The organism is Vibrio sp. 10N.222.49.A3 (genome assembly GCF_041475145.1).
GTDB classification, from domain to species: Bacteria; Pseudomonadota; Gammaproteobacteria; order Enterobacterales; family Vibrionaceae; genus Vibrio; species Vibrio tasmaniensis_A.
The window spans coordinates 1-17830 of record NZ_JBFRVM010000111.1; the positions used below are offsets into that span (position 1 = coordinate 1).

Annotated in this window: 25 protein-coding genes and 1 pseudogene; 16 read left to right on the forward strand and 10 right to left on the reverse strand. The window is 41.1% G+C overall.

Annotated elements, in window-relative coordinates:
* Positions 1–176: 176 nt before the first annotated feature.
* Positions 177–395: pseudogene (locus AB4589_RS17990) on the forward strand (NUDIX domain-containing protein); the annotation flags it as partial.
* A gap of 95 nt (positions 396–490) precedes the next feature.
* On the opposite strand, the gene AB4589_RS17995 reads toward AB4589_RS17990, so the two are convergent.
* Positions 491–2425 carry a tetratricopeptide repeat protein gene (locus AB4589_RS17995; RefSeq protein ID WP_372101345.1) on the reverse strand — a complete coding sequence of 645 codons (1935 nt, stop codon included), beginning with the start codon at positions 2423–2425 and terminating at the stop codon, positions 491–493.
* Between the two features lie 495 nt (positions 2426–2920).
* Positions 2921–3955 carry a tyrosine-type recombinase/integrase gene (locus AB4589_RS18000; protein ID WP_372101347.1) on the reverse strand — a complete coding sequence of 345 codons (1035 nt, stop codon included), beginning with the start codon at positions 3953–3955 and terminating at the stop codon, positions 2921–2923.
* Between the two features lie 99 nt (positions 3956–4054).
* Here AB4589_RS18000 and AB4589_RS18005 point away from each other — a divergent pair, with 99 nt between their 5' ends.
* The 4 genes from AB4589_RS18005 to AB4589_RS18020 all read left to right on the forward strand — a co-directional run bounded on the left by AB4589_RS18005 (position 4055) and on the right by AB4589_RS18020 (position 5876).
* The gene (locus AB4589_RS18005) at positions 4055–4147 is read left to right on the forward strand and encodes a DUF6575 domain-containing protein (RefSeq protein WP_372101349.1); all 93 of its coding nucleotides are present in this window, start codon (positions 4055–4057) and stop codon (positions 4145–4147) included.
* A gap of 1 nt (position 4148) precedes the next feature.
* Positions 4149–4442 (forward strand): hypothetical protein, encoded by a 294-nt coding sequence (locus AB4589_RS18010; protein ID WP_372101350.1) that lies wholly within the window; start codon positions 4149–4151, stop codon positions 4440–4442.
* Between the two features lie 243 nt (positions 4443–4685).
* Complete coding sequence (locus AB4589_RS18015) at positions 4686–5228, forward strand: hypothetical protein (protein WP_372101352.1); 543 nt, start codon at positions 4686–4688, stop codon at positions 5226–5228.
* A 72-nt stretch (positions 5229–5300) separates the two neighbouring features.
* Positions 5301–5876: a hypothetical protein gene (locus AB4589_RS18020; RefSeq protein ID WP_133991792.1), complete on the forward strand. Its 576-nt coding sequence runs from the start codon at positions 5301–5303 to the stop codon at positions 5874–5876.
* 41 nt (positions 5877–5917) lie between these two features.
* Here the strand turns inward: AB4589_RS18020 and AB4589_RS18025 are convergent, their stop codons facing one another.
* Positions 5918–6577 (reverse strand): LexA family transcriptional regulator, encoded by a 660-nt coding sequence (locus AB4589_RS18025; protein ID WP_243841744.1) that lies wholly within the window; start codon positions 6575–6577, stop codon positions 5918–5920.
* Positions 6578–6884: 307 nt separating this feature from the next.
* On the opposite strand from AB4589_RS18025, the gene AB4589_RS18030 reads away from it, so the two are divergent.
* The 5 genes from AB4589_RS18030 (at position 6885) to AB4589_RS18050 (ending at position 9902) form a co-directional block, all read left to right on the forward strand.
* Entirely contained in the window at positions 6885–7088 is a 204-nt protein-coding gene (locus AB4589_RS18030) for a hypothetical protein (protein WP_054542721.1), read from the forward strand.
* A gap of 33 nt (positions 7089–7121) precedes the next feature.
* Positions 7122–7562: a phage regulatory CII family protein gene (locus tag AB4589_RS18035; protein WP_372101353.1), complete on the forward strand. Its 441-nt coding sequence runs from the start codon at positions 7122–7124 to the stop codon at positions 7560–7562.
* On the forward strand, positions 7555–8103 hold the full coding sequence (locus AB4589_RS18040) for a phage regulatory CII family protein (RefSeq protein WP_372101355.1): 549 nt from the start codon (positions 7555–7557) through the stop codon (positions 8101–8103). Before AB4589_RS18035 ends, AB4589_RS18040 begins: the two co-directional genes overlap by 8 nt.
* Before the next feature lie 180 nt (positions 8104–8283).
* On the forward strand, positions 8284–8739 hold the full coding sequence (locus AB4589_RS18045; RefSeq protein WP_372101357.1) for a hypothetical protein: 456 nt from the start codon (positions 8284–8286) through the stop codon (positions 8737–8739).
* Positions 8736–9902, forward strand: a complete 1167-nt coding sequence (locus AB4589_RS18050; protein ID WP_017083860.1) for a replication initiation protein — start codon at positions 8736–8738, stop codon at positions 9900–9902. The genes AB4589_RS18045 and AB4589_RS18050 overlap by 4 nt, the downstream gene beginning before the upstream one ends.
* Before the next feature lie 461 nt (positions 9903–10363).
* Here the strand turns inward: AB4589_RS18050 and AB4589_RS18055 are convergent, their stop codons facing one another.
* The 3 genes from AB4589_RS18055 to AB4589_RS18065 are packed head-to-tail and all read right to left on the reverse strand — an operon-like array spanning position 10364 to position 11315.
* A complete protein-coding gene (locus AB4589_RS18055; protein ID WP_017083859.1) occupies positions 10364–10963 on the reverse strand; it encodes a DUF2913 family protein in 600 nt (199 codons plus the stop codon).
* On the reverse strand, positions 10888–11151 hold the full coding sequence (locus AB4589_RS18060; RefSeq protein WP_157937775.1) for a hypothetical protein: 264 nt from the start codon (positions 11149–11151) through the stop codon (positions 10888–10890). Before AB4589_RS18060 ends, AB4589_RS18055 begins: the two co-directional genes overlap by 76 nt.
* On the reverse strand, positions 11139–11315 hold the full coding sequence (locus AB4589_RS18065; protein WP_017083858.1) for a hypothetical protein: 177 nt from the start codon (positions 11313–11315) through the stop codon (positions 11139–11141). The genes AB4589_RS18060 and AB4589_RS18065 overlap by 13 nt, the downstream gene beginning before the upstream one ends.
* A 60-nt stretch (positions 11316–11375) precedes the next feature.
* On the opposite strand from AB4589_RS18065, the gene AB4589_RS18070 reads away from it, so the two are divergent.
* The 5 genes from AB4589_RS18070 to AB4589_RS18090 all read left to right on the forward strand — a co-directional run bounded on the left by AB4589_RS18070 (position 11376) and on the right by AB4589_RS18090 (position 13796).
* A complete protein-coding gene (locus tag AB4589_RS18070) occupies positions 11376–12149 on the forward strand; it encodes a ParA family protein (protein WP_017099287.1) in 774 nt (257 codons plus the stop codon).
* Positions 12150–12165: 16 nt separating this feature from the next.
* A complete protein-coding gene (locus AB4589_RS18075) occupies positions 12166–12465 on the forward strand; it encodes a hypothetical protein (RefSeq protein WP_017099286.1) in 300 nt (99 codons plus the stop codon).
* 494 nt (positions 12466–12959) lie between these two features.
* Positions 12960–13469 carry a hypothetical protein gene (locus tag AB4589_RS18080; RefSeq protein WP_102495538.1) on the forward strand — a complete coding sequence of 170 codons (510 nt, stop codon included), beginning with the start codon at positions 12960–12962 and terminating at the stop codon, positions 13467–13469.
* Positions 13470–13477: 8 nt separating this feature from the next.
* Positions 13478–13666: a hypothetical protein gene (locus tag AB4589_RS18085; protein WP_241907033.1), complete on the forward strand. Its 189-nt coding sequence runs from the start codon at positions 13478–13480 to the stop codon at positions 13664–13666.
* Positions 13659–13796 carry a hypothetical protein gene (locus tag AB4589_RS18090; RefSeq protein WP_241907035.1) on the forward strand — a complete coding sequence of 46 codons (138 nt, stop codon included), beginning with the start codon at positions 13659–13661 and terminating at the stop codon, positions 13794–13796. The genes AB4589_RS18085 and AB4589_RS18090 overlap by 8 nt, the downstream gene beginning before the upstream one ends.
* A gap of 204 nt (positions 13797–14000) precedes the next feature.
* Here AB4589_RS18090 and AB4589_RS18095 read toward each other — a convergent pair whose 3' ends face one another.
* From AB4589_RS18095 to AB4589_RS18105, 3 genes are all read right to left on the reverse strand, one after another.
* The gene (locus AB4589_RS18095) at positions 14001–14270 is read right to left on the reverse strand and encodes a hypothetical protein (RefSeq protein ID WP_230851759.1); all 270 of its coding nucleotides are present in this window, start codon (positions 14268–14270) and stop codon (positions 14001–14003) included.
* 2 nt (positions 14271–14272) lie between these two features.
* A complete protein-coding gene (locus AB4589_RS18100; RefSeq protein ID WP_057622062.1) occupies positions 14273–14593 on the reverse strand; it encodes a hypothetical protein in 321 nt (106 codons plus the stop codon).
* A gap of 691 nt (positions 14594–15284) precedes the next feature.
* On the reverse strand, positions 15285–15890 hold the full coding sequence (locus AB4589_RS18105) for a hypothetical protein (protein ID WP_102495539.1): 606 nt from the start codon (positions 15888–15890) through the stop codon (positions 15285–15287).
* A 168-nt stretch (positions 15891–16058) separates the two neighbouring features.
* Here AB4589_RS18105 and AB4589_RS18110 point away from each other — a divergent pair, with 168 nt between their 5' ends.
* Positions 16059–16424 carry a phage protein gene (locus tag AB4589_RS18110; protein ID WP_057622054.1) on the forward strand — a complete coding sequence of 122 codons (366 nt, stop codon included), beginning with the start codon at positions 16059–16061 and terminating at the stop codon, positions 16422–16424.
* 49 nt (positions 16425–16473) lie between these two features.
* On the opposite strand, the gene AB4589_RS18115 is transcribed toward AB4589_RS18110, so the two are convergent.
* Positions 16474–17328, reverse strand: coding sequence for a DUF2971 domain-containing protein (locus tag AB4589_RS18115; protein WP_057622053.1), 855 nt, complete (start codon positions 17326–17328; stop codon positions 16474–16476).
* Between the last annotated feature and the right edge of the window lie 502 nt (positions 17329–17830).

The window sequence follows — 17830 nt, forward strand, 5'->3', positions numbered from 1 at the left end:
TGCAGTGAAAGTTGCACGCTGGGTTCTTAGGAGAGCGGCACCTGGTAACAGGTGTCGCTTATCCGACCTTCTCGAGTTTGTACAACAAAATCGTGAAAAAATTAATCGGCAAATTACCCAACTTTTCCTAATGGTCGCAGTATCTATTGACGCATAACAATAGTGGAACTAATTCAATGAGAGCACCATTTCAGGGACTTATATTCCATTACAAACTTGAAATGGCAGACTCTATATTCCTGATTGCTTGCCGAATAGACAACGGTGAATGGCAAGCAATTTTTGGAGGTGGTGAAGACCATGAGTCTTTGCTTGAAGCTGCAAAAAGAGAATTATATGAAGAAACTTCGTTAACAGGCCTTGATTGGGTTCAACTAGATTCTATGTGTATATTATCGTGTAGTGTGCTAGTACTTTCTGAGCCTCAAGGGTAAACAGAGGTAACAGGCTTTTGTAGAATACAGCCTGTTACTCCGTTATATCGTGTAGGTTAGTTTACGCAACTTCCTGAATCCCACTCAAACTGACCAGTCAAAGCGTTGAACTTTTGTTGTGCCTGAAATTTAACCTGCTTTCCGTCATCATAGGTGCGCCAGCATGTGCTGTTTACGCAGCGCGTATTACAAGAAACTCTGCCTGATACCTTTTCCGGCCTAGCTGGGAAGGGTGAACTAGCTGTCATTGTTGTCTTCAGCTTAGGTTTTTTCTTCCAGTTACTCAGCTTGTTTGTCTCTACAAAACCTAGGTGATAACCGCTCGCACTGACTACTTCGTACCAGTTGTTCAGATTGTCTGTCCGGTAAACTATATCGCCTTTATTGATCTTAGCCACTACATTACTTGCAGTATCTCTTTTTGAGTAGATGTTAGTGTTTGAGCTTACCGTGTATTTGTTTAGTTTGATGAGAATTTCATCCATGCTTTCTATGGCGCTGCTGTAGTTCTGATCTGCTGATTTAGCACGCCAGTATGCCGCCCATGCATAGTTTTGTTTAACTCCAAACCCATTTGCATAAGCGATAGAGAGATTGTACTGCGCTACACTGTGATCCTGGTTTGCAGATTGCTGTGTCCAGTGGAAAAATTTATCCTCATCTTTGTTAAATTTGTCACCTTTGTGGTACTCGTAACCCAACTGGAACTGTGCATCTTTGTCACCTGATTTGGCTGACTGAAGCAGATACTGCTCGGCTTTTCTGTAGTCGGTCCTGACGCCAACCCCATTTAGATAAGCCTTACCGATATAATAGGCGGCAATAGTGTCGCCACCTTTTGCAGACTTTTCAAACCATTCAGACGCAGTAACCTTGTCCTCACCGACTACGTTGCCTTTATAGTAATAGAGTGCAGTGCGTCTCTGTGAGTAGGCTTCGCCTCTTTGGGCGGCAACTTCAAACCAATAAAAAGCTCTTGTCTGGTTGGCTGTACGGCCTAAGCCCTTGTCATAGATGGTAGCTAGGCGGTATGCCGCAGTTGTGATTTTGTCGTTGCCATTGTGTGCTTTGGTGTAGAGGTCAAAGGCTCGATTGTAGTCTAACTCAACCTCCATGCCATTGAAGTAGATCTCACCAAGATTAAGGGCGGCGTAAGGGTTAATATCCACGAGCGGCTCTAGCAACTTCATGCCCTGCTTAGGGGCTGCAGTGCCGCCTATGCCCCAGAGTAGCATACGAGCATATTCTGTGGTTGCGTCTGTATTGCCTTTTTGATGGGCTTGTTTACACCACTGGCGAGCTTTGCTCGCGTCTTTTACGATACCTTCCCCGTCTCTTTGCTTAAGGCAAAGGTTAAACATTGCAGTTCTGTTCCCTTGATCAGCAGATAACTTATACCATTTTACGGCTTTTACATCGTCCACAGGTACGCCGTAGCCAAAGTTATGCATTACACCCAAGTAAAAGTAGGCGACGGAATCCTCTTTATCTGCGGCACGCTTAAACCATTTAAGGCTTTGAGGGTAAGCGGGCCGTTCCTTATTCTTATAGTGCTCGCCCAGTTTGACCATAGCATAGGTATTGCCTTGTTCCGCTTTGGGCCACCATTTTACCTCTGTGGTGTGCTTAGAGAGCCAATCTGATGCATTTTCTTCTCCAAGTTCTGCCGCTTCTTTCAGGTTTTGGATACCGACAGTGTAATCTTCATCCTTAATCTGGTTAATCCCCAGTTCGTATTTTGCCTGCGGATGCTCTAGTTGAGCCGCTTTCTTTAGCCATTGAAAGTCAACCGAACTCTTATTTCTGGCGGTATCATATAAGCGGTACATAGCACGTTTGTCGCCTTGCTCAGCGAGTTCTCTCCACTCTTCACGAGCTTCACCGATATCGCCTTGCATATACTTTTCTTGTGCCGATTCGTAGGTTGCTGTACACCCTAACAACATATAAGTTATCAAGGTACTAACTAACCACTGACATTTGAATTTCATCCGTGACCTCAATTAATTGTAATAAAATTAGTACATTACCAATTGTGCAACAAGCGACTCTTAGTGTTCAATTAATAGCGAGTTAAAAATAGAATTGAGTCATGTTTTTTGGTCAATGATTCTTTGTAATACAATGAGATGCCGAATTTATCTTAATATAAGAATAACTCCGGTAGCCTAGCTGGCATACTCTACTAGCACAATTCTTACACTCAAGGAACAAGACGTTTAGGGGTAAGAAACTGCACGTATGGCGGGGAAAGTTATAACGTAAGACTTACAATGTCGTCCGTATATGACAACTTTTGTCCAGAACCTTCATAGTTGGCATTTCGTAACTCAGAAGTGTCGAATATTTCCCTTTTCCCACTAAGTACTATTTTTTGATAAATGTCCTGAGAAACTTAGTAATTTATCGGTAAATAATAATGAGGTGAGACAGTGGTCAGAATCAGATTGCCGAAACTTAGTAGTGTGCTTTTAGGAAACAAAGCTTTAATTTTCTACTCGTGAAAAGACGAGTGGGTTTAAGAGTACGGCTTCACTTAAGTGGTCTGGTGAGAAATGCGCATAGTTCATCGTGTGCTCAATTTTCTGGTGCCCAAGAATACGTTGCAGGATTAAAATATTGCCGCCATTCATCATGAAATGGGAAGCGAAAGTATGACGCAGGACATGGGTTGCTTGACCGTCCGGTAGGTTAGGGAGAGCTTTTGTTAACCAATTATAGATCGAAGGATAGCTATAGTGGAACAAGCGCCCACTGGTTGGTTTGTAGATCTCTTCATAGAGTTCTTTTGAAATGGGGACGGTTCTGTTCCGCTTACCTTTGGTATTGATGAACGTGATCATGCCTGGGCTGATTTGAGAGCTTTTTAGCTCCGCAGCTTCCATAATTCGTGCTCCAGTAGATAAACATATCTTAAAAATCTGTATTAGCTGTTCAGCATCTTTTGCGTCTTTGACAAACTGAAATAGGTGTTCAATCTCCTTTTGGGTTAAGTAAACCAATTCACTTTCTTCTTTCCTGAGTTTTTTTAGGCCTTTCATTGGATTAGGGTATTTCAATTCACCAATTTCGATGAGATGTGAAAACATGCTTTGTAAGCATTGTTGGTCGTAGTTATGTGATGAGGCTTTGAGCTCTTTCCCATGATTAGCACTCTTATAGGAGATGTTGATTCGAGTGGCTCGATAATGGAAGAAATCGGTTTGGCTAAAGTGAGCAGCGACAGGATCGAGCAGCGCCTTACAAATAGTATGGAGTCGCTTTCGAGTATGCTCGCCGGATTTAAGGTACTTGCCATGCAACGTATACCACAGTTCAATGAGCTCACTTAAAGTACGCTTATCTGTTTTTCCTCCTAACCATGGCTTATCGACGATTTCATTGAGGAGGAAGCGCTCATACGCCATCGCTTCACCTTTCGTAGCGAAGCGTTTACGAATCCGTTTACCTGTACGGCCATTAGGGTAAGCTTCCATAATCCATGGCTTTTTGTTCCCGTCTTTTAGGTTCCTAACTGTCATCACGTAAATACCGCTATTTGACTGTGTATAAAAACAGTATTTCATAGTAAGGTTCATATCAATGTTTGATTGGTAAAATTGGAAACATGAGGACGAGCGATGAACTTACTCCTTACTGGTACGCAGCTAGGTCAACTAGAATTACTGGAAGTGTATGAGGACTTCCTAGGGCTAAAATGCTTCTCGGTTTAGAATGAAAATACGCAACGATATATGGTTTATTGGAATGGGGGCCTATGATGAAGGTCAGTGCATTAAGTGGGCTTATATTCCAGTGACTAAACCTTTATTAGCTAGTTTGCTTAATAATGAAGTCAGCTTTCATGCTGCATTTCATTATTCAGAAGAGCTTTATATTGCTTCTATTTACTCCGATGGAGTAGGGAAGCCTGCAAAGGTAAAGCTAGTGAGGAGTGAGAGTAAGCATTTGGTGAACCTGCCATCGATTGACTTTGAAATAAACATCGAACAAGCCAGTCTCTTTTAGCTATGATTGCGGCTCAAACGCTAAACTACCTAGCTTCTCTCTAGTTTTTTTCTTTAATACTGAATAGTAAATATCACATAAATTCATGATTTTGCTCACATGTATATGAATGGTTATATGATTTGTTTGGTAGGGTGGGTAGAATCAAATTAAATCGCTTAGAGCTATATTGCGCCTATTTAGTCGTTAACTAAGTTGCAAATGGTAGTGTTCTAGCTTAAATAACGTTAATCCGGTACGAGCATGAGCCAAGAAGAGTTAAATCTGATAAATGAGATTGTTGCTAAATTACAAGCACCAAAAAGCAATGAATGGATACCAGTAATAGCAGCTTTATTAGGTGCTATTATTGGGGCTATTGCATCGTTAATTCCTGCTAGATATCTAGAGGTGCGACGAGAACGTCAATTTGCAATCCAGGTTAAACAATGTCTTGTTGCTGAAATATCAGCCCTCGTGAGGGTTATTGAAAGTAGAAAGTATGTTGAAACCGTGAATGAAGCAATTACTTTCCTTAAAGCGAATCCAGACCACAGTTATACTTTTTATGCTGACATACCTCCCCATTACTCTCAAGTATATCAAGAACATTGCAAAAATTTAGGTGTGTTAGAGCCTGAAATTGCAAGGGAGATCATTCACTTTTATCAGTTAATCGATGCAGTCGTCCAAGACGTTAAAGTTGGAGGGATGTTTACTGTTGATCCGTCGCTTGAGGGGTATGAGGAAAGCTTAAGCATGTTCTGTTTGGCGATGGATATTGGTAAAAAGCTTGAACGAGACTGATTCTACGTAAAAACAGTGTGCAATTGAGAGTCCAAATAGATGAAGAACTTAATGGGAAATAATGAGGATTAAATGACGTTAGGTAATCAAGAAACTACGAATAGTGATGAGCAATGCTCATGTAAGCGAAGTGACAATGGAACTGAGAGAGCAGGAAACCTTAAAAGCTTTGGTCTCAGCTTTCTAGAAGCTTCATGTGTGTTATTTTTCCTTTTTTTAGTCATGCATGGAACTGCTCTTTTCATGGGGTTACCAATGATAAAAGTTGTGGAGTATCAAGAAGCTCTGGCTCAAGAGGCATTTGGAAAACACACTGTTATATTCACAACGTTTACTTTAATTATTGTGTCAGCATTTAATCTTTTCTTCCCAAATTGCAAGCATATCGAAAATTTTCGATTCACTTTCCAGTGTATATTAGTTGGGATGTTTATAGCAGCAGTAGCTTCTTTGATATTTGGTGTTGGTAGTGCAGAGCCTGTAGATTTTGTATTTACTTTGGTAATCGCATTTATTGCTTATACGCTTGGTTTTTTTACAAATTTAGTTATTGCTACAAAAGCTAATAATATTCTAGTCGGTAGTGCTTATTTGCTTAGCTTAGCTTTAGTGCTACTCTGCATCCGTTGGGGTTTAGTGTCCGTCTAGTTTTATCTAAAAACCACGAGTTAAGCTCGTGGTTTCTTTGTTTAGAAAATCTTTTTGAACACCGGCGCTATTGCCTTACCAATTATCATGAAGTTCCGACCGCTCTTGTGGTCGATTTCAAAAGCTTCATACTCTTTGTTGTCGGAAACGACTAAGTAAATTCCCTTCGCTATATTCCATTTTAAACGCTTCACATAGACGGCATCATCGATTCGAAGGACGTACACACCGTTTGAAACAGGGTGTTGTAGCTCACGTGTATCAACTAATAAGCGATCTTTGTCGCTCAAGGTGGGTTCCATTGAGTCACCATCCACATAAATAATAGAGGCGGATTTTTCACATAAATCAAATTCGCTCAATAAGCTAGTTGGAACCATCAGAGTGTCCAGTTGGAACTCCCCCTGAACCAGTGTACCCGCTCCAGCTGCTGCATGCACATCATAGACAGGCAACTCACTCCAAGCTTTGAATTCTGACATCGGCGTTATTTTGGAAACGTTGCTTATGAGCGCGGGGTTGACTGAGCCATCAGCAATTTGTTGGGCTTTTAAAAAAATTCGTTCTGGGATCTTTCCTCTCGCTCGCCAATTTTGAATGGTGTTTCGAGCGACTCCGAGAGCGTTCGCAAGCTCAATCATCTTAGAAGTGCCCGTAAGCATCTTTAATTCATCTATCTGTTTTTCTATGTCAGTAGTCATTACTCACCTTGATGAACATCATAAATAAAGACAAATAACGCTTTACTTAAACCAAAAAGCGATCAAAAATGAACCTAAACGGTTATTTGGTATTCATTGAGTGCTTAAATGGTGGTATTTGGTGTCATATGTGCTTATTTCATTTTTTAAAGTAAGAATTGCACATGTTTAACTTCAAAACAAACTCAATGATAACTTTTGAGTGCATTTGTGAGCAGGTGCATGAGGAGGGGTGGGCGAGCAGAAAAAAGGTTCTAGTCAAGTCTGAGCACCCACTCAAGCAACGACAACTATTGAGGAAGTCAACATGAGTCAACCACTTGTTATCGCTATTGAAGCGCCATATGTAACGACAGAAAAGTACGCAGAACTGTCAGGTATGAAAGTCGGAACCATCGAGAAGAAGCTAAAAGAAGGAAAGATCCCTCGAATGGCTAAAGACGGGGCGGGTGAGCTTAACCTAGTCAATCTGGCACTGTTAACTAAACAAGCTCTAGAAGCTAAGTTTTAGTTACGTTCTATTCGCGAACCATGAGTATCTGATATGGACGTTAACGCATCAATGTACATTTTTCGGGAGTCTAAACAAAAAGCGCTTGAAGACGCTTGCAATGCGTTTTGGCTGACCGAAAAAATGACGGAAATTGCCAATAACATTGGCGTGTCACCCACCATATTGAGAAATCAGTTAAACACAGACCACTTCTTGGAAACGGCTTTTAATGAAGAGTTAGAGCAGCTTCGAAAGCATGCCGATCACTCCTGTTGGAAAGATTTTTGTGAATTAGCTTTCAAAGTCAAACGTGTTATCGGAATTAACTGGTTAGGGATAATCATCAAACCCTCCAGCGAAGATTTCAGTTTGGTTAAGAAGAAAGACGCGAAGCGTCTTGCTTTTGGGTGCGCCCTACCTTGGGCTCAATGTGCTTGGTTGGCGCTTCGTTTTTGTCCTGCTTTTCTTCAATTGAGTATTCGTTATGAATGACATTGACTCGATAAACGAATTTTATCGCACAAAGCAGTTTGCTTTTGATGAAGCGTGCTGTGTCTTTAGATCCGCAGAGAATATGAGTAACTTGGCAGCGGGAATAGGGATGAACTCGACTATTCTACGCAATAAACTCAATCCTGCTCAGCCTCATGTTCTAACTTGTGTAGACGCGATTACTCTCGCGAAAGTGAGCGGTAATCACACCATCGTAAACAGCTTGCTTCTTGGATTGGGCGTGGTCACCGCTCATATAACATCGGAGAGCACGGATGACACCTTTGCCCAAAGCGTATTAGAGAACTCGATTTATTCGGGTGAATTGTCTCGAATGGCGTTGGAGTATGCAGGAAATTCTCGCCTTACTCGCGCCCAGAAACATAAGATTATTCATACCGCACACGCCAGTATCAGCGTTCAGGTAAAACTCATCAGGAGCCTAGAAAAACTGAATCAAGGTGGTTGTCTGCATGAAGCCATAGAGGATGTGGCGGCCGCGAATGGTTTATCTGCTTCACAGCTCAATTCGGAGCAATGATGTCCGTTACTCCGGGTCATCAGTCATGCCCTGAAAGGTCTGATCATGAATTGACTGAGGAAGATAAGCGTAGAGGCCTTAGGTATATCCGGCACATTCGACGCGAGTTATGCGCTCGTCAACTTTCTTCCTTATGGATTGAGCAGGCGAGGTTAATGAACCAATTAAGGCGTTCGAATCATGTGTTTGAACAAATACGACTGCGAATTCGTTTATTCAGCCTTAAAAAGCGAATACAAAGAATCAGACAACGTTGGCTTTAACGCGTTTCCTCTTCCAGAGGCGCGTTATTGGTTTCTCCGAAGGGGAGCGTTTTTAGCCGAGGTCAACTTTATGAATCATCATGTTTTTGCGGTCATTCAAACCAGTATTGAAACCGTCTCCAATTTAGTCTTAAAAGGTAAAGAAGAGTGGCGTGATGCAGTCAGTTGTCATTCGAAAAGGTGTTCGATAAAAATTGACACCCGTGGCGGCTACGAAAGCTCAAAAGGAATGGCTTTGACCGGCTCTCGAATCTTATCAGAGAGAGTCAAGAGGACTGATTCAGTAACGGCGCTCAACGCTCAAGACAATCTCTTTTGCCTTGTTTTTTCTGTAGGTGAGTATGGGCAAGGTGCACCAAGGGTGATGCGATGACGGCTCATTCTGAATACGCTGCGTCTTCATCCATGTCGTGTTTGAGTCGGCTACTTGAGGAAGCGCCTTATTTGTCGAGGTGCAGTGACAATAAAACCGCGATGCTCATCAGACCTCGAAACTATGCGGTCAGATGGCCGTATATGCAGGTTAATCGTAAAGAGATGCAGGCGTGGATGGTGTTTGACATCGATCATGACCAGCGCTCTGTCCCCAACCCCTATATTTGGCAAGATGAAGGCTTGCCACCCCCTAATCTAATCGTTCGAAACCGCACCAGTAATAAAGCCCACCTTTTTTACGCTATTGTGCCGGTTTGCACCAGCGATCAGGCTCGCTCTAAACCCATTCAGTACCTTAAAGCCATTTATCACGCCTTAGCATTGAGACTTGAGGCGGACTTGAGCTATTCGGGGCCTGTTGCCAAAACGCCTTTTCACCCGTGGTGGCAGACGACCGAACTTCACCGGAGTGTCTATGAACTCAATGAGTTAGCGGATTCTCTTGAGCTGGAGACAACGCGGCCATGGCTTCGTCAAGATATTGATGTCTCTTATTCTCGAAACTGTACTTTATTCGAACACACTCGTCGATACGCATATGACATCGTCGACGAAGAAAGAGAAAAGGGCAGTTATCCGAACTTTAAACGCCGTGTGGAGAGTTTCGCTCATTACAAAAATACCGACACCGCGGATAAGCCGCCTCTGAAGTGCAGTGAGGTGTTGGCGGTGGTGAAAAGTGTTTCTCGTTGGACCTGGGATAAATATTGTGCTCGCTCAGACTGCCAGCGAGGTGTGATGGGGTTGGATAGTGGATTAAGTTTACAGGAAAGGCAGCGTAGAGCGGCCAGAAGAACCCATAACCTTCGTCGGACGAAGACCACTCGTCGAATTATCCGCGCATGTCAGTTTCTGTTACGCAAAAATCAGGAGCTCACGATTGGTTTGGTGGCGCGTAATGCGAACCTGTGTCGCCAGACCGTCAGTCGTTACGTCTATCTGTTTGAATGGATCAAGTCTGCTTTATCCGAAAGTAGGCGAAATGAGCCAGAGTATCGTGGTAATTATGCTGTTCATCAGATATCTGCCCCTATAACGTTATACTGGGCGGAGTATGAAGTAGGGAAAAAGAAGGCGGTGCTTGAGTCAGCTTTTCCTTGAGTTGAATATTAATGAGTAACTATCGCGGCAAAATGTGAACCCTTGGTAAATTCAATGTAATTGATGTCTCAATTCGTGTAAATATGGATTCACATACCTTTATTTACGGTATGTTTACACAGCAAATTAAGTGGGTGTGTCTTTTAAAGATACCGAGATACTGTCAACTGGAATTGAATTCATTGTTGAAGCCGTAGCGGTGAAGCCGAATGGCCAAGATCATTCAGCTTGCTGCTCGAAGATCAAAAGATTGTCCTTGATTGTGATGAAAAAAGGATGGTAGTACCGCTTGGTAAATCACGTACAACACATCTTGATTTGGGCTGGAAGTGCCCAACGTTTTAGATTTGGTTGTGTTAGTTGGTGCTTCATATAGCAGTGGGACAATGGCTAAGGTAACAGGATAGACAAATGATGGAAAAGTACAGGTAAGTACTGACAAGAGTATTGGCCAGTTACTGCTAAACAGCGTGTGATAAGCAGTCTGGTTCGCTAATTGGGTGAAGTTGATAGTGATAGTTATTTAATTCTTCACTTGCTTGGCACAACTCAAATGTGAAATAAGGTTGGGTTGTTAAGCATTCAGTGAACCTGTCTAATTCATTCGTATGTATAAACAGCGAAATAGGTGCAATCTGACGGTTTTCATTATCGAAGCAGTTATCAATATGTGCTCTGTCGATATAAACAACGTCCATTTCCTGTTTAGGGGTCTCTTCAATAAGTTTTGTTTCTAATCCGCTCTTCTCAAAGCGTTCTAACAAGGCATAAAGTTTATCAACGTCGTTTTGACTTTCTATCGCTGAATATTGAGATAGAACGCTTTCTAAGTGTTTTTCGATTGAGCCAAACTTATTCTTCATCAAACAAACCGTTTTAAGCTTTTTCTTGATAAGGCTATATCGAGCTTGTTTGATTTTTGGCTTCAAGAAGTCAATGATGATCTTGTTTCGTTGCTCTTCTTTAACAAAGTGACTGGCAATGTTTACTTTGAAGTAAAGGTGAAGAAGAGTGTTTTCGAAGGTCGACTTAAGAAGTTGGTGGTATGAAGGTTCTGACATTGTTCACATGGATTATTTATTGATGAGGGTATCTTATCATGAAAATAGCAAGGCTCTAAGGCTGAAAGCAAAATGACGTAACTTGCTAGTTGTTCGTTGTTATGCTTAAACCGTGTACCCATCGTAGTCACAATATTTTCAATTTCAGAACTCGACTTTGATTCTAGTATTGGGATTAACTTAACCAAGAAGTTTTGGTTGCTGAGGAGCCTAATAATTTGAATTCCGCGGATAGTGCTTTCGCTGCTGGTGTCACTTTCTTTAGGATTTTTACTGTCTCGATATCATCGATTGGTAACGGAGGGATAACTTTAGGCGTTGATAGAAGAAGTGTATTACATATGTAATACATTGACAGGGCGCCTTTTGTTTTTTATTGTGTACTACACATGTAATACATGAGGTGTTTGTTATGAAGACTAAAATCATCAGCGCTGCGAACCAAAAAGGTGGCGTTGGAAAAACCACGACTCTTGTCAATTTAGGGGCTGAGCTTGCACGAAAACGAAAAGTGTTAGTGATTGACCTCGATCCTCAAGGGAACTGCTCTAAAACGTTAACCGGACAACGTGATTTTAAGTTTGAAGAGACGGTGGCTGCTTTGTTTGATAAGCCTAAAGTTGTGTCCATTGTCGATTTAATTCAACCTGCACAGATTAATGGGAACTCTATTGAAAACCTCTATGTCGTTCCCGCTGATGTTCAGTTGTCACGTGTCATCGAAACATCACTGACAAAGATTAATCGTGAACGAATTTTAGAAAAGCAATTAGCGAAGTTAGGTGATACCTATGATTTCATTCTTCTTGATACGCCACCAAACTTATCCCTAACGACTCTTAACGCAATCCAGGCCTCAGACCTTATTTTGATCCCTGTTGATTCAGGTGCATTTTCATTAGACGGCATTAGCCCTTTACTCGAAGCTGTCTCTGAAATTAAGGAGGACGAATGCAATTATCTGATCCTGAGGAACGAGGTCGACTCAAGAAACACTCTTATTAATGAGTTCATTGATGAGGAATTGGAGGTAGTACAAGATAAATTGCTACCAGTATCTGTCCGTCGTTCTGAGCATGTCGGACAAGCTAATGCCGTTTCCTCTCCTGTGCGCTTTTATAAATCGGGCTCTCTTGTTAATAATGATTACCGTAAACTCGCTGCATTTCTTCTAAATTTAATGTAATACATAGGTAATACATATGAGTAAGTTAAAGAAACGAGGAGCTATAACAACTATCTCCACTCACAAGAACGAAGGCTCAAGCAAGTCGACTGGAATTACGACTGTCAAAAAGAAAGTGACGACATCTTATAAGGTGCCTCCTCTGACTCTTAGAATGTCATTGACGGATAAAGAACGGATATCTGATTGGGTAGCAAATCTGCAAGAGCAGACAGAGAGAAATGTGTCTGCAGCGAAACTGTACCGAGCCTTGGCTTTATATCGAGATAAGATCGATGATGAAGATCTCATTGAGTTGATCAACAAAATGAATTAAACATGTATTACCTATGTACTACATATCTTATATAAAGGCTCGTTATATACTTTAAGCGATGTCATAGGGCCTACCTCGGACTGAACTTCAAACACTGATGAACATGAAACTTGAAGAATCTTGTAACCTGTTCTGAGCCTCATTTCCTTGTAAAGACAAACACTTTAAATGTGTCTTATCACGATTCTTATCGTTGCCTTAGGCGTCACTCTGTGGGCTAGGCCTGCTTGTCCTAAGAGTCTTAGCGCCTTGTCGTTCCCTCCTCGTTGATCTCTCTGTCTTTGAATAAGTTCGAATAAGGGCTTGTTTTCTTATGCGCCGATTTCTTTCACTCGCCTCATTTTCGGGCTCGCAGGCTGTTAACCGTCTCTCCCCACAACCTGTTTTTCAAGGGAGGCTTCGCCGCTGCGCGCCCTTGCAAAGCAGAACGATGTTGAGAGAGCGGACCGCCAAGCGGCTCCGAAAAGTGATACTCAAACAGAAAGGAAACTCTCATGGCGCAACAAAACTCAACCCCAACTCTCTCTAGTTCAAATTCATCGACCAGCGTTTCGCCGCTGGGGCACGAAAGCTCACCAAAAAATGATGCCTCTAGTCCCTTGGCGGTCTTGAAGTTACGCTATCAAGTCAAAAAGTGTCGTGATGAGACGAAAAGAAAGTCTGATTTTGTTTCCAGAATTCAGCGTTTGAAAATGTTCAGTCGTCGTCAGTCGACAGAGCAACAGGCTGATATTGCAGCGTTAAAAGAGCAAGGGTTCGTTGACGCTATCAAGCAGCAGTTTCCGCTATTGGGATCGCGTCGTTTTGCTTTCCATGAAATCCGTGACTTTTTCATCGAATTAAATGGCGCTGGCTTTGGGGAATGGTTTCTTCACGAGCGAGCGGATCACATCATTCTGTACACCACTTACGGGTCTGTGTTTCCAGCGTTGCGCTTTGTGACAACGGGGGAAGGAACGTTTAAGTGCTCAGGATTTTGTTTCGATGTGCGTTTTGGCGCTTAGGGGGTCACATGACAGTTCGTTCTACGGTATCCGCTGACATATCCATGCACGTGATTTGGGTGAATTCAACCGACTTTTACTCCACCGTAAAGGCCGTCAAGGTTCATGAGATTTTGGTGAGTGAGTTTGGGTATACCGACTCTTTAATACTAGAGCAAGGCAACCGAGGGAAGGGGGGGGAGTATCAGTGTGTGTGATAACACTACCACCATTAAGCAGATGCGAGAAGACTACGCTTACGCGAAGAAAACGGAAAGGACGATAGAAACAACCTCCGAGCATCGTGCATCGGCAAAGGCTTTACTCTCTTGTCTGTATGACGACTGAAGTCTGCTTATTGTGTACGTCATCAGACACTCATAAGAGAAGGTCATTAGTGTGTCTGGATTTTGTTTCGATATTCTAGCCGTTAGCGGCATTCAAACGGGTTATGTTTTTCGACGAGCAACGCCTTGTTCGGTCTTGCCTTAAGTGACCAAGGTTATCGAGTGTGCGTGTTGAGTGTCGTTACGTTAAATTAAGCAGGAATCATCATAATTGCGCGCCAAGCAACAGCATTGCACCTGCTTGCTGTTGTCCCGAAAATGATTGCATTTTAGTAATGTAAATAATTTTGCATTGTTCATTATTACTAAAATTCACCCCTCGACGTTCCAGTTCTGAAAAGGCAACATCTCTATTCGCGTCATAAGCAGCTTCTGAACATAACTTTGCTGTAGTCATATTTTCAGCAGATTTTGGAGTAAGAGCACAGCCTGATAAGCTAACAACAACGGTAATAAAAAAGATAGTTCGAAACAAAATCAGACCTCCGTAATCCTAACTTTCTCCACACTAGGGAAGATAACTTCAATATCTTTACATTTCATCCACCTCTCTCCTTCACCTGTAGAACTTAACTTATTCAATTTCTTAGTGGCACCCAATTTATCGCTCGACAAATCTCCATCGAAAGATCGTAACTTCCCATTATCTACAATTAACCACAGGCTTTTTTCCTTTTTGATATTAATAAATATCGTCCCGTCAGGAAATGGGGGGAATTTATCAGCGTTAGATGGCCCGTGATTTGCTGGAATGAAGGGTTCTTTTTGAAACAATTTTTGAAGTAATGATTCACTCATACCTATTCCTTAATTTAATAAATGAGTTGATAAGCCAAAGTACAACAAAAATGGGAGAGGGCAAGCGTCAAAGAAAGCCATCCCTAACTTCAACTAAGCTAAATAAACAACTGTTAACAACAAATAAATTAACTAGCTCACTTAAAATGAACACCTCAAAATACCTCTCAAAAACAAAACAGGTGTTCATTATTCCTATTATGTAAAACCCGCGAGTTAGCCACCAGAAACAGACCTCATAGCGCCTCAAACGCTCTTAGCGAAGATTTACGACACTTAACCAAGGCAATGCGCACCCAGAAGGCATTGTAAGTTTGTGACGCTTTCAGAGCGATTTACAGCAAGAATTAACATCTTTTTGATTCAACCAAAGTTCATACCGAATCGACAAAAAGTACACCTTAATGGACGGTCATAAAGCAAACCAACTAAATCATTGCAACAATGATTTAGGGTTTAAGACCTACGGAGTAAGACCGAGGTTGAATGATATTTGGACAAAAGCTTGTCAACGACTTTGCTAAATTAGTAAGCCATCAATAACTACAGGTATGGTAAGTTTACTTTTGAAGAGCTAGTGCGATGAGTAACATCGCACCAGAAAGAGTATTGGCAGGGTGCATACTACGGACGTTATGTTCAATCAGAGGTGTAAGGAATGCAATTTATTCATAACGCATGTTTACTAATATTATTCAATTTCACCAGACATAAAAGTAAATGCCTTAGTAAAACCGCTTGCGCTAAACAATGCATCAGGTGCAAACCAAAAATTCTCAACAAGTACATGATCAGACTTAATGAATTGATTAATAACAACTTCATTCTCCTGAAAACTAGCTGGGGTATATTGTTCAACTCCTCTTGAGTTACAGCTTCTAAAATACTTTACAGGAATACGATTTACGCTAATAACATGCTCCCGTCTTTCAGAATCATGTCCTGTACACTGTGACGATGGGACAAAAAATGATAACTCTGCTTTCCCATTAAACTTGTTGCTTAGAGCTACTGTTAAATTTTGCATATCAGTTCGATAAACTAGCGAATCTCGATACCAATCTCCATACGCTGGTTTACCCTTCGTTATATCAAAGGTGTTTTTTTCTAACTGTTCTCCTGAAGAAAGCCAGAAAAAAATCAATACAGCCGTAATTATTAAAATCCACAGGAAGTTACTGCCTGATTTTTTTGTGTCTAAGTCAACAAAATCGGCATCCTCCTCTCCTTCAGGAAAGCAGTATCCACAATAACTCGTGCCTTCTTTGAAATCCTTTCCGCATATAGTACATCTCATGATTCAACGCTCGAAATAAATATAAAAATAATATCATTAGTACATAACATTTTCTGTTCATCCCATTTTAAAACAACCTAAATATTCGGTGTTTATTATGTCTGCTTATGTTCAATAGTGCACATCCCCTTAAATCACTGCAACCTCTTGTATTTAGGGGTTTTATCATTGAAGTATCGCGAAATGAGTAAGAATTACATTTTTCGAGAGTTAGAGTGCCAAATGACCAAGAAAGAGGTCGCCGAACTGTGTTTTAAATCTGTGAGAACTGTCACAGGTTGGGACGAGGGAAATCCAATCCCGCCAGAGTGCAAAAGGCTTATGAGAATGGCAAAAGGTCGGGAACTCAGCGTTAGTGAGGATTGGGAACAGTTCAAAATGTTATACGACAGAATGGAACTTCCAACAGGCCAAGCAGTGAGGCCACAACAAATCATGGCAGGGATAGCATTATTGGGGATTCAATCAGAATTGGAAATTAAGACGTCAACGCATCTTCTTAGGCTTGCTAGGGCGATTGCTAATATCAAATAAATAATCAGAAAAAGCCGCAAAGTTTGCGGCTTATAAAACACCGACTGGGTCAGTTAATAGCATTAAATTTTAATCGGTAGTCATAAAAATCTGCACTTGCTTGGTATAGCTTAACGTTTAAGTCGTTATCATTAGCAATTTTCTGTCTAATTGTATCTTTGAATGAATCTTCAACGTGTAGGCCAAAAGTGACTGATTTAATTGCATCTTTTGGAACTTTAAACATAAACATAAAGTTAGGTTCGTCAAAATAATCTGATAGAGAGCTTGCTTTTACCATCATCTTACATAGAGATTCGTTGTAATCTTCCGCAATATGTTGGACAGTATCTAATCCATTTTTAAACACTAAGGTTTCATCAGATTTTTCAAAAGGTAATAATAACCTTACCTCTTTTTCGTAATCCCATTCATCTGATTTATGAAAGAAAATTTCCATAAAATCGTCATTATTTAACTTAGAAAGACGTTCTTTTCTATATAAAACCCGTGAAGCTCTACCTAAATTTGGTGACATCAAAGTTCTATAACTCTCAGAGAAAAATGGGTGATGAAAATCAAATTCAACAACAATACCTCGATGTTCTTGTGCATAGTGTGACCACATAAGTAAATTATCTTTAGTCTCAGTCAAGCTGATAATCCCTAGCCCTCGACAAAATACATGACCAATACTTTCCCATCGTTCCTCAATGGGGATTGATTCCAAAAACTGATTCAAATCATCAGAGTTACATGGCCTAAAAATTCCATAAGGCTCTTTTAAACAAATATCCTCAAGACAATTGATACTAGGGTTCATTTCAAATGGGTCATTTAAAGAGTCTTTGTTAGATGCCCTTAGCAAAAAGTTATCAAAAAAATCCTCTCTAGGCGGTAAGTACTTATAGATAGTTCTAAGCAAGATGGCTCCATATTTTGTCTAGTGCGATTGTCGGAAGTTTAACATCTAATTTGCTTGTACTGTTACTAGCGCGCAAGCTTGCAACTAGAGCAGGGTCATGTGAGTGCTTATAGTTGGTCGAATTTACCCCCGTGATACAACACGGGGATTCACAACTAACAGCATTAGAAGAATGGATAACTTTTAGTAGGGCACTTTCGAGTTAGAAAGTGCCACGAGTCAAAATTCAGGTCTATGAAGCCTCTGGACAATTATCATTTGAAGAAAATGCTCTAATCGCTGTTATCACCAAGCGACTTTGTCGTTTTTAAGAGCAAAAACGCCTCACATCTGAGGCGTTTCACAGCTAATATATAAACTGAGGATTTATTTGAGTTTTATATGTTTGTTGGTCTATCAGTAATTCTTCACCTTAAATGTAAGGCTGAGTATTGTTGGCATTTTGAACGTCTTATTTTTGTGATAATTGCGGGGAACCCCCCCTTTTTTTATTTAGCAATTC

What these genes read in the sequence shown, in the direction of transcription:
- AB4589_RS17995 (WP_372101345.1), bottom strand. Translation starts at nt 2,425, where the DNA reads ATGAAATTCAAATGTCAGTGGTTAGTTAGTACCTTGATAACTTATATG.
- AB4589_RS18000 (WP_372101347.1), bottom strand. Translation starts at nt 3,955, where the DNA reads ATGACAGTTAGGAACCTAAAAGACGGGAACAAAAAGCCATGGATTATG.
- AB4589_RS18005 (WP_372101349.1), top strand. Translation starts at nt 4,055, where the DNA reads ATGAACTTACTCCTTACTGGTACGCAGCTAGGTCAACTAGAATTACTG.
- AB4589_RS18010 (WP_372101350.1), top strand. Translation starts at nt 4,149, where the DNA reads ATGAAAATACGCAACGATATATGGTTTATTGGAATGGGGGCCTATGAT.
- AB4589_RS18015 (WP_372101352.1), top strand. Translation starts at nt 4,686, where the DNA reads ATGAGCCAAGAAGAGTTAAATCTGATAAATGAGATTGTTGCTAAATTA.
- AB4589_RS18020 (WP_133991792.1), top strand. Translation starts at nt 5,301, where the DNA reads ATGACGTTAGGTAATCAAGAAACTACGAATAGTGATGAGCAATGCTCA.
- AB4589_RS18025 (WP_243841744.1), bottom strand. Translation starts at nt 6,577, where the DNA reads ATGACTACTGACATAGAAAAACAGATAGATGAATTAAAGATGCTTACG.
- AB4589_RS18030 (WP_054542721.1), top strand. Translation starts at nt 6,885, where the DNA reads ATGAGTCAACCACTTGTTATCGCTATTGAAGCGCCATATGTAACGACA.
- AB4589_RS18035 (WP_372101353.1), top strand. Translation starts at nt 7,122, where the DNA reads ATGGACGTTAACGCATCAATGTACATTTTTCGGGAGTCTAAACAAAAA.
- AB4589_RS18040 (WP_372101355.1), top strand. Translation starts at nt 7,555, where the DNA reads ATGAATGACATTGACTCGATAAACGAATTTTATCGCACAAAGCAGTTT.
- AB4589_RS18045 (WP_372101357.1), top strand. Translation starts at nt 8,284, where the DNA reads ATGTGTTTGAACAAATACGACTGCGAATTCGTTTATTCAGCCTTAAAA.
- AB4589_RS18050 (WP_017083860.1), top strand. Translation starts at nt 8,736, where the DNA reads ATGACGGCTCATTCTGAATACGCTGCGTCTTCATCCATGTCGTGTTTG.
- AB4589_RS18055 (WP_017083859.1), bottom strand. Translation starts at nt 10,963, where the DNA reads ATGTCAGAACCTTCATACCACCAACTTCTTAAGTCGACCTTCGAAAAC.
- AB4589_RS18065 (WP_017083858.1), bottom strand. Translation starts at nt 11,315, where the DNA reads ATGTATTACATATGTAATACACTTCTTCTATCAACGCCTAAAGTTATC.
- AB4589_RS18070 (WP_017099287.1), top strand. Translation starts at nt 11,376, where the DNA reads ATGAAGACTAAAATCATCAGCGCTGCGAACCAAAAAGGTGGCGTTGGA.
- AB4589_RS18075 (WP_017099286.1), top strand. Translation starts at nt 12,166, where the DNA reads ATGAGTAAGTTAAAGAAACGAGGAGCTATAACAACTATCTCCACTCAC.
- AB4589_RS18080 (WP_102495538.1), top strand. Translation starts at nt 12,960, where the DNA reads ATGGCGCAACAAAACTCAACCCCAACTCTCTCTAGTTCAAATTCATCG.
- AB4589_RS18085 (WP_241907033.1), top strand. Translation starts at nt 13,478, where the DNA reads ATGACAGTTCGTTCTACGGTATCCGCTGACATATCCATGCACGTGATT.
- AB4589_RS18100 (WP_057622062.1), bottom strand. Translation starts at nt 14,593, where the DNA reads ATGAGTGAATCATTACTTCAAAAATTGTTTCAAAAAGAACCCTTCATT.
- AB4589_RS18105 (WP_102495539.1), bottom strand. Translation starts at nt 15,890, where the DNA reads ATGAGATGTACTATATGCGGAAAGGATTTCAAAGAAGGCACGAGTTAT.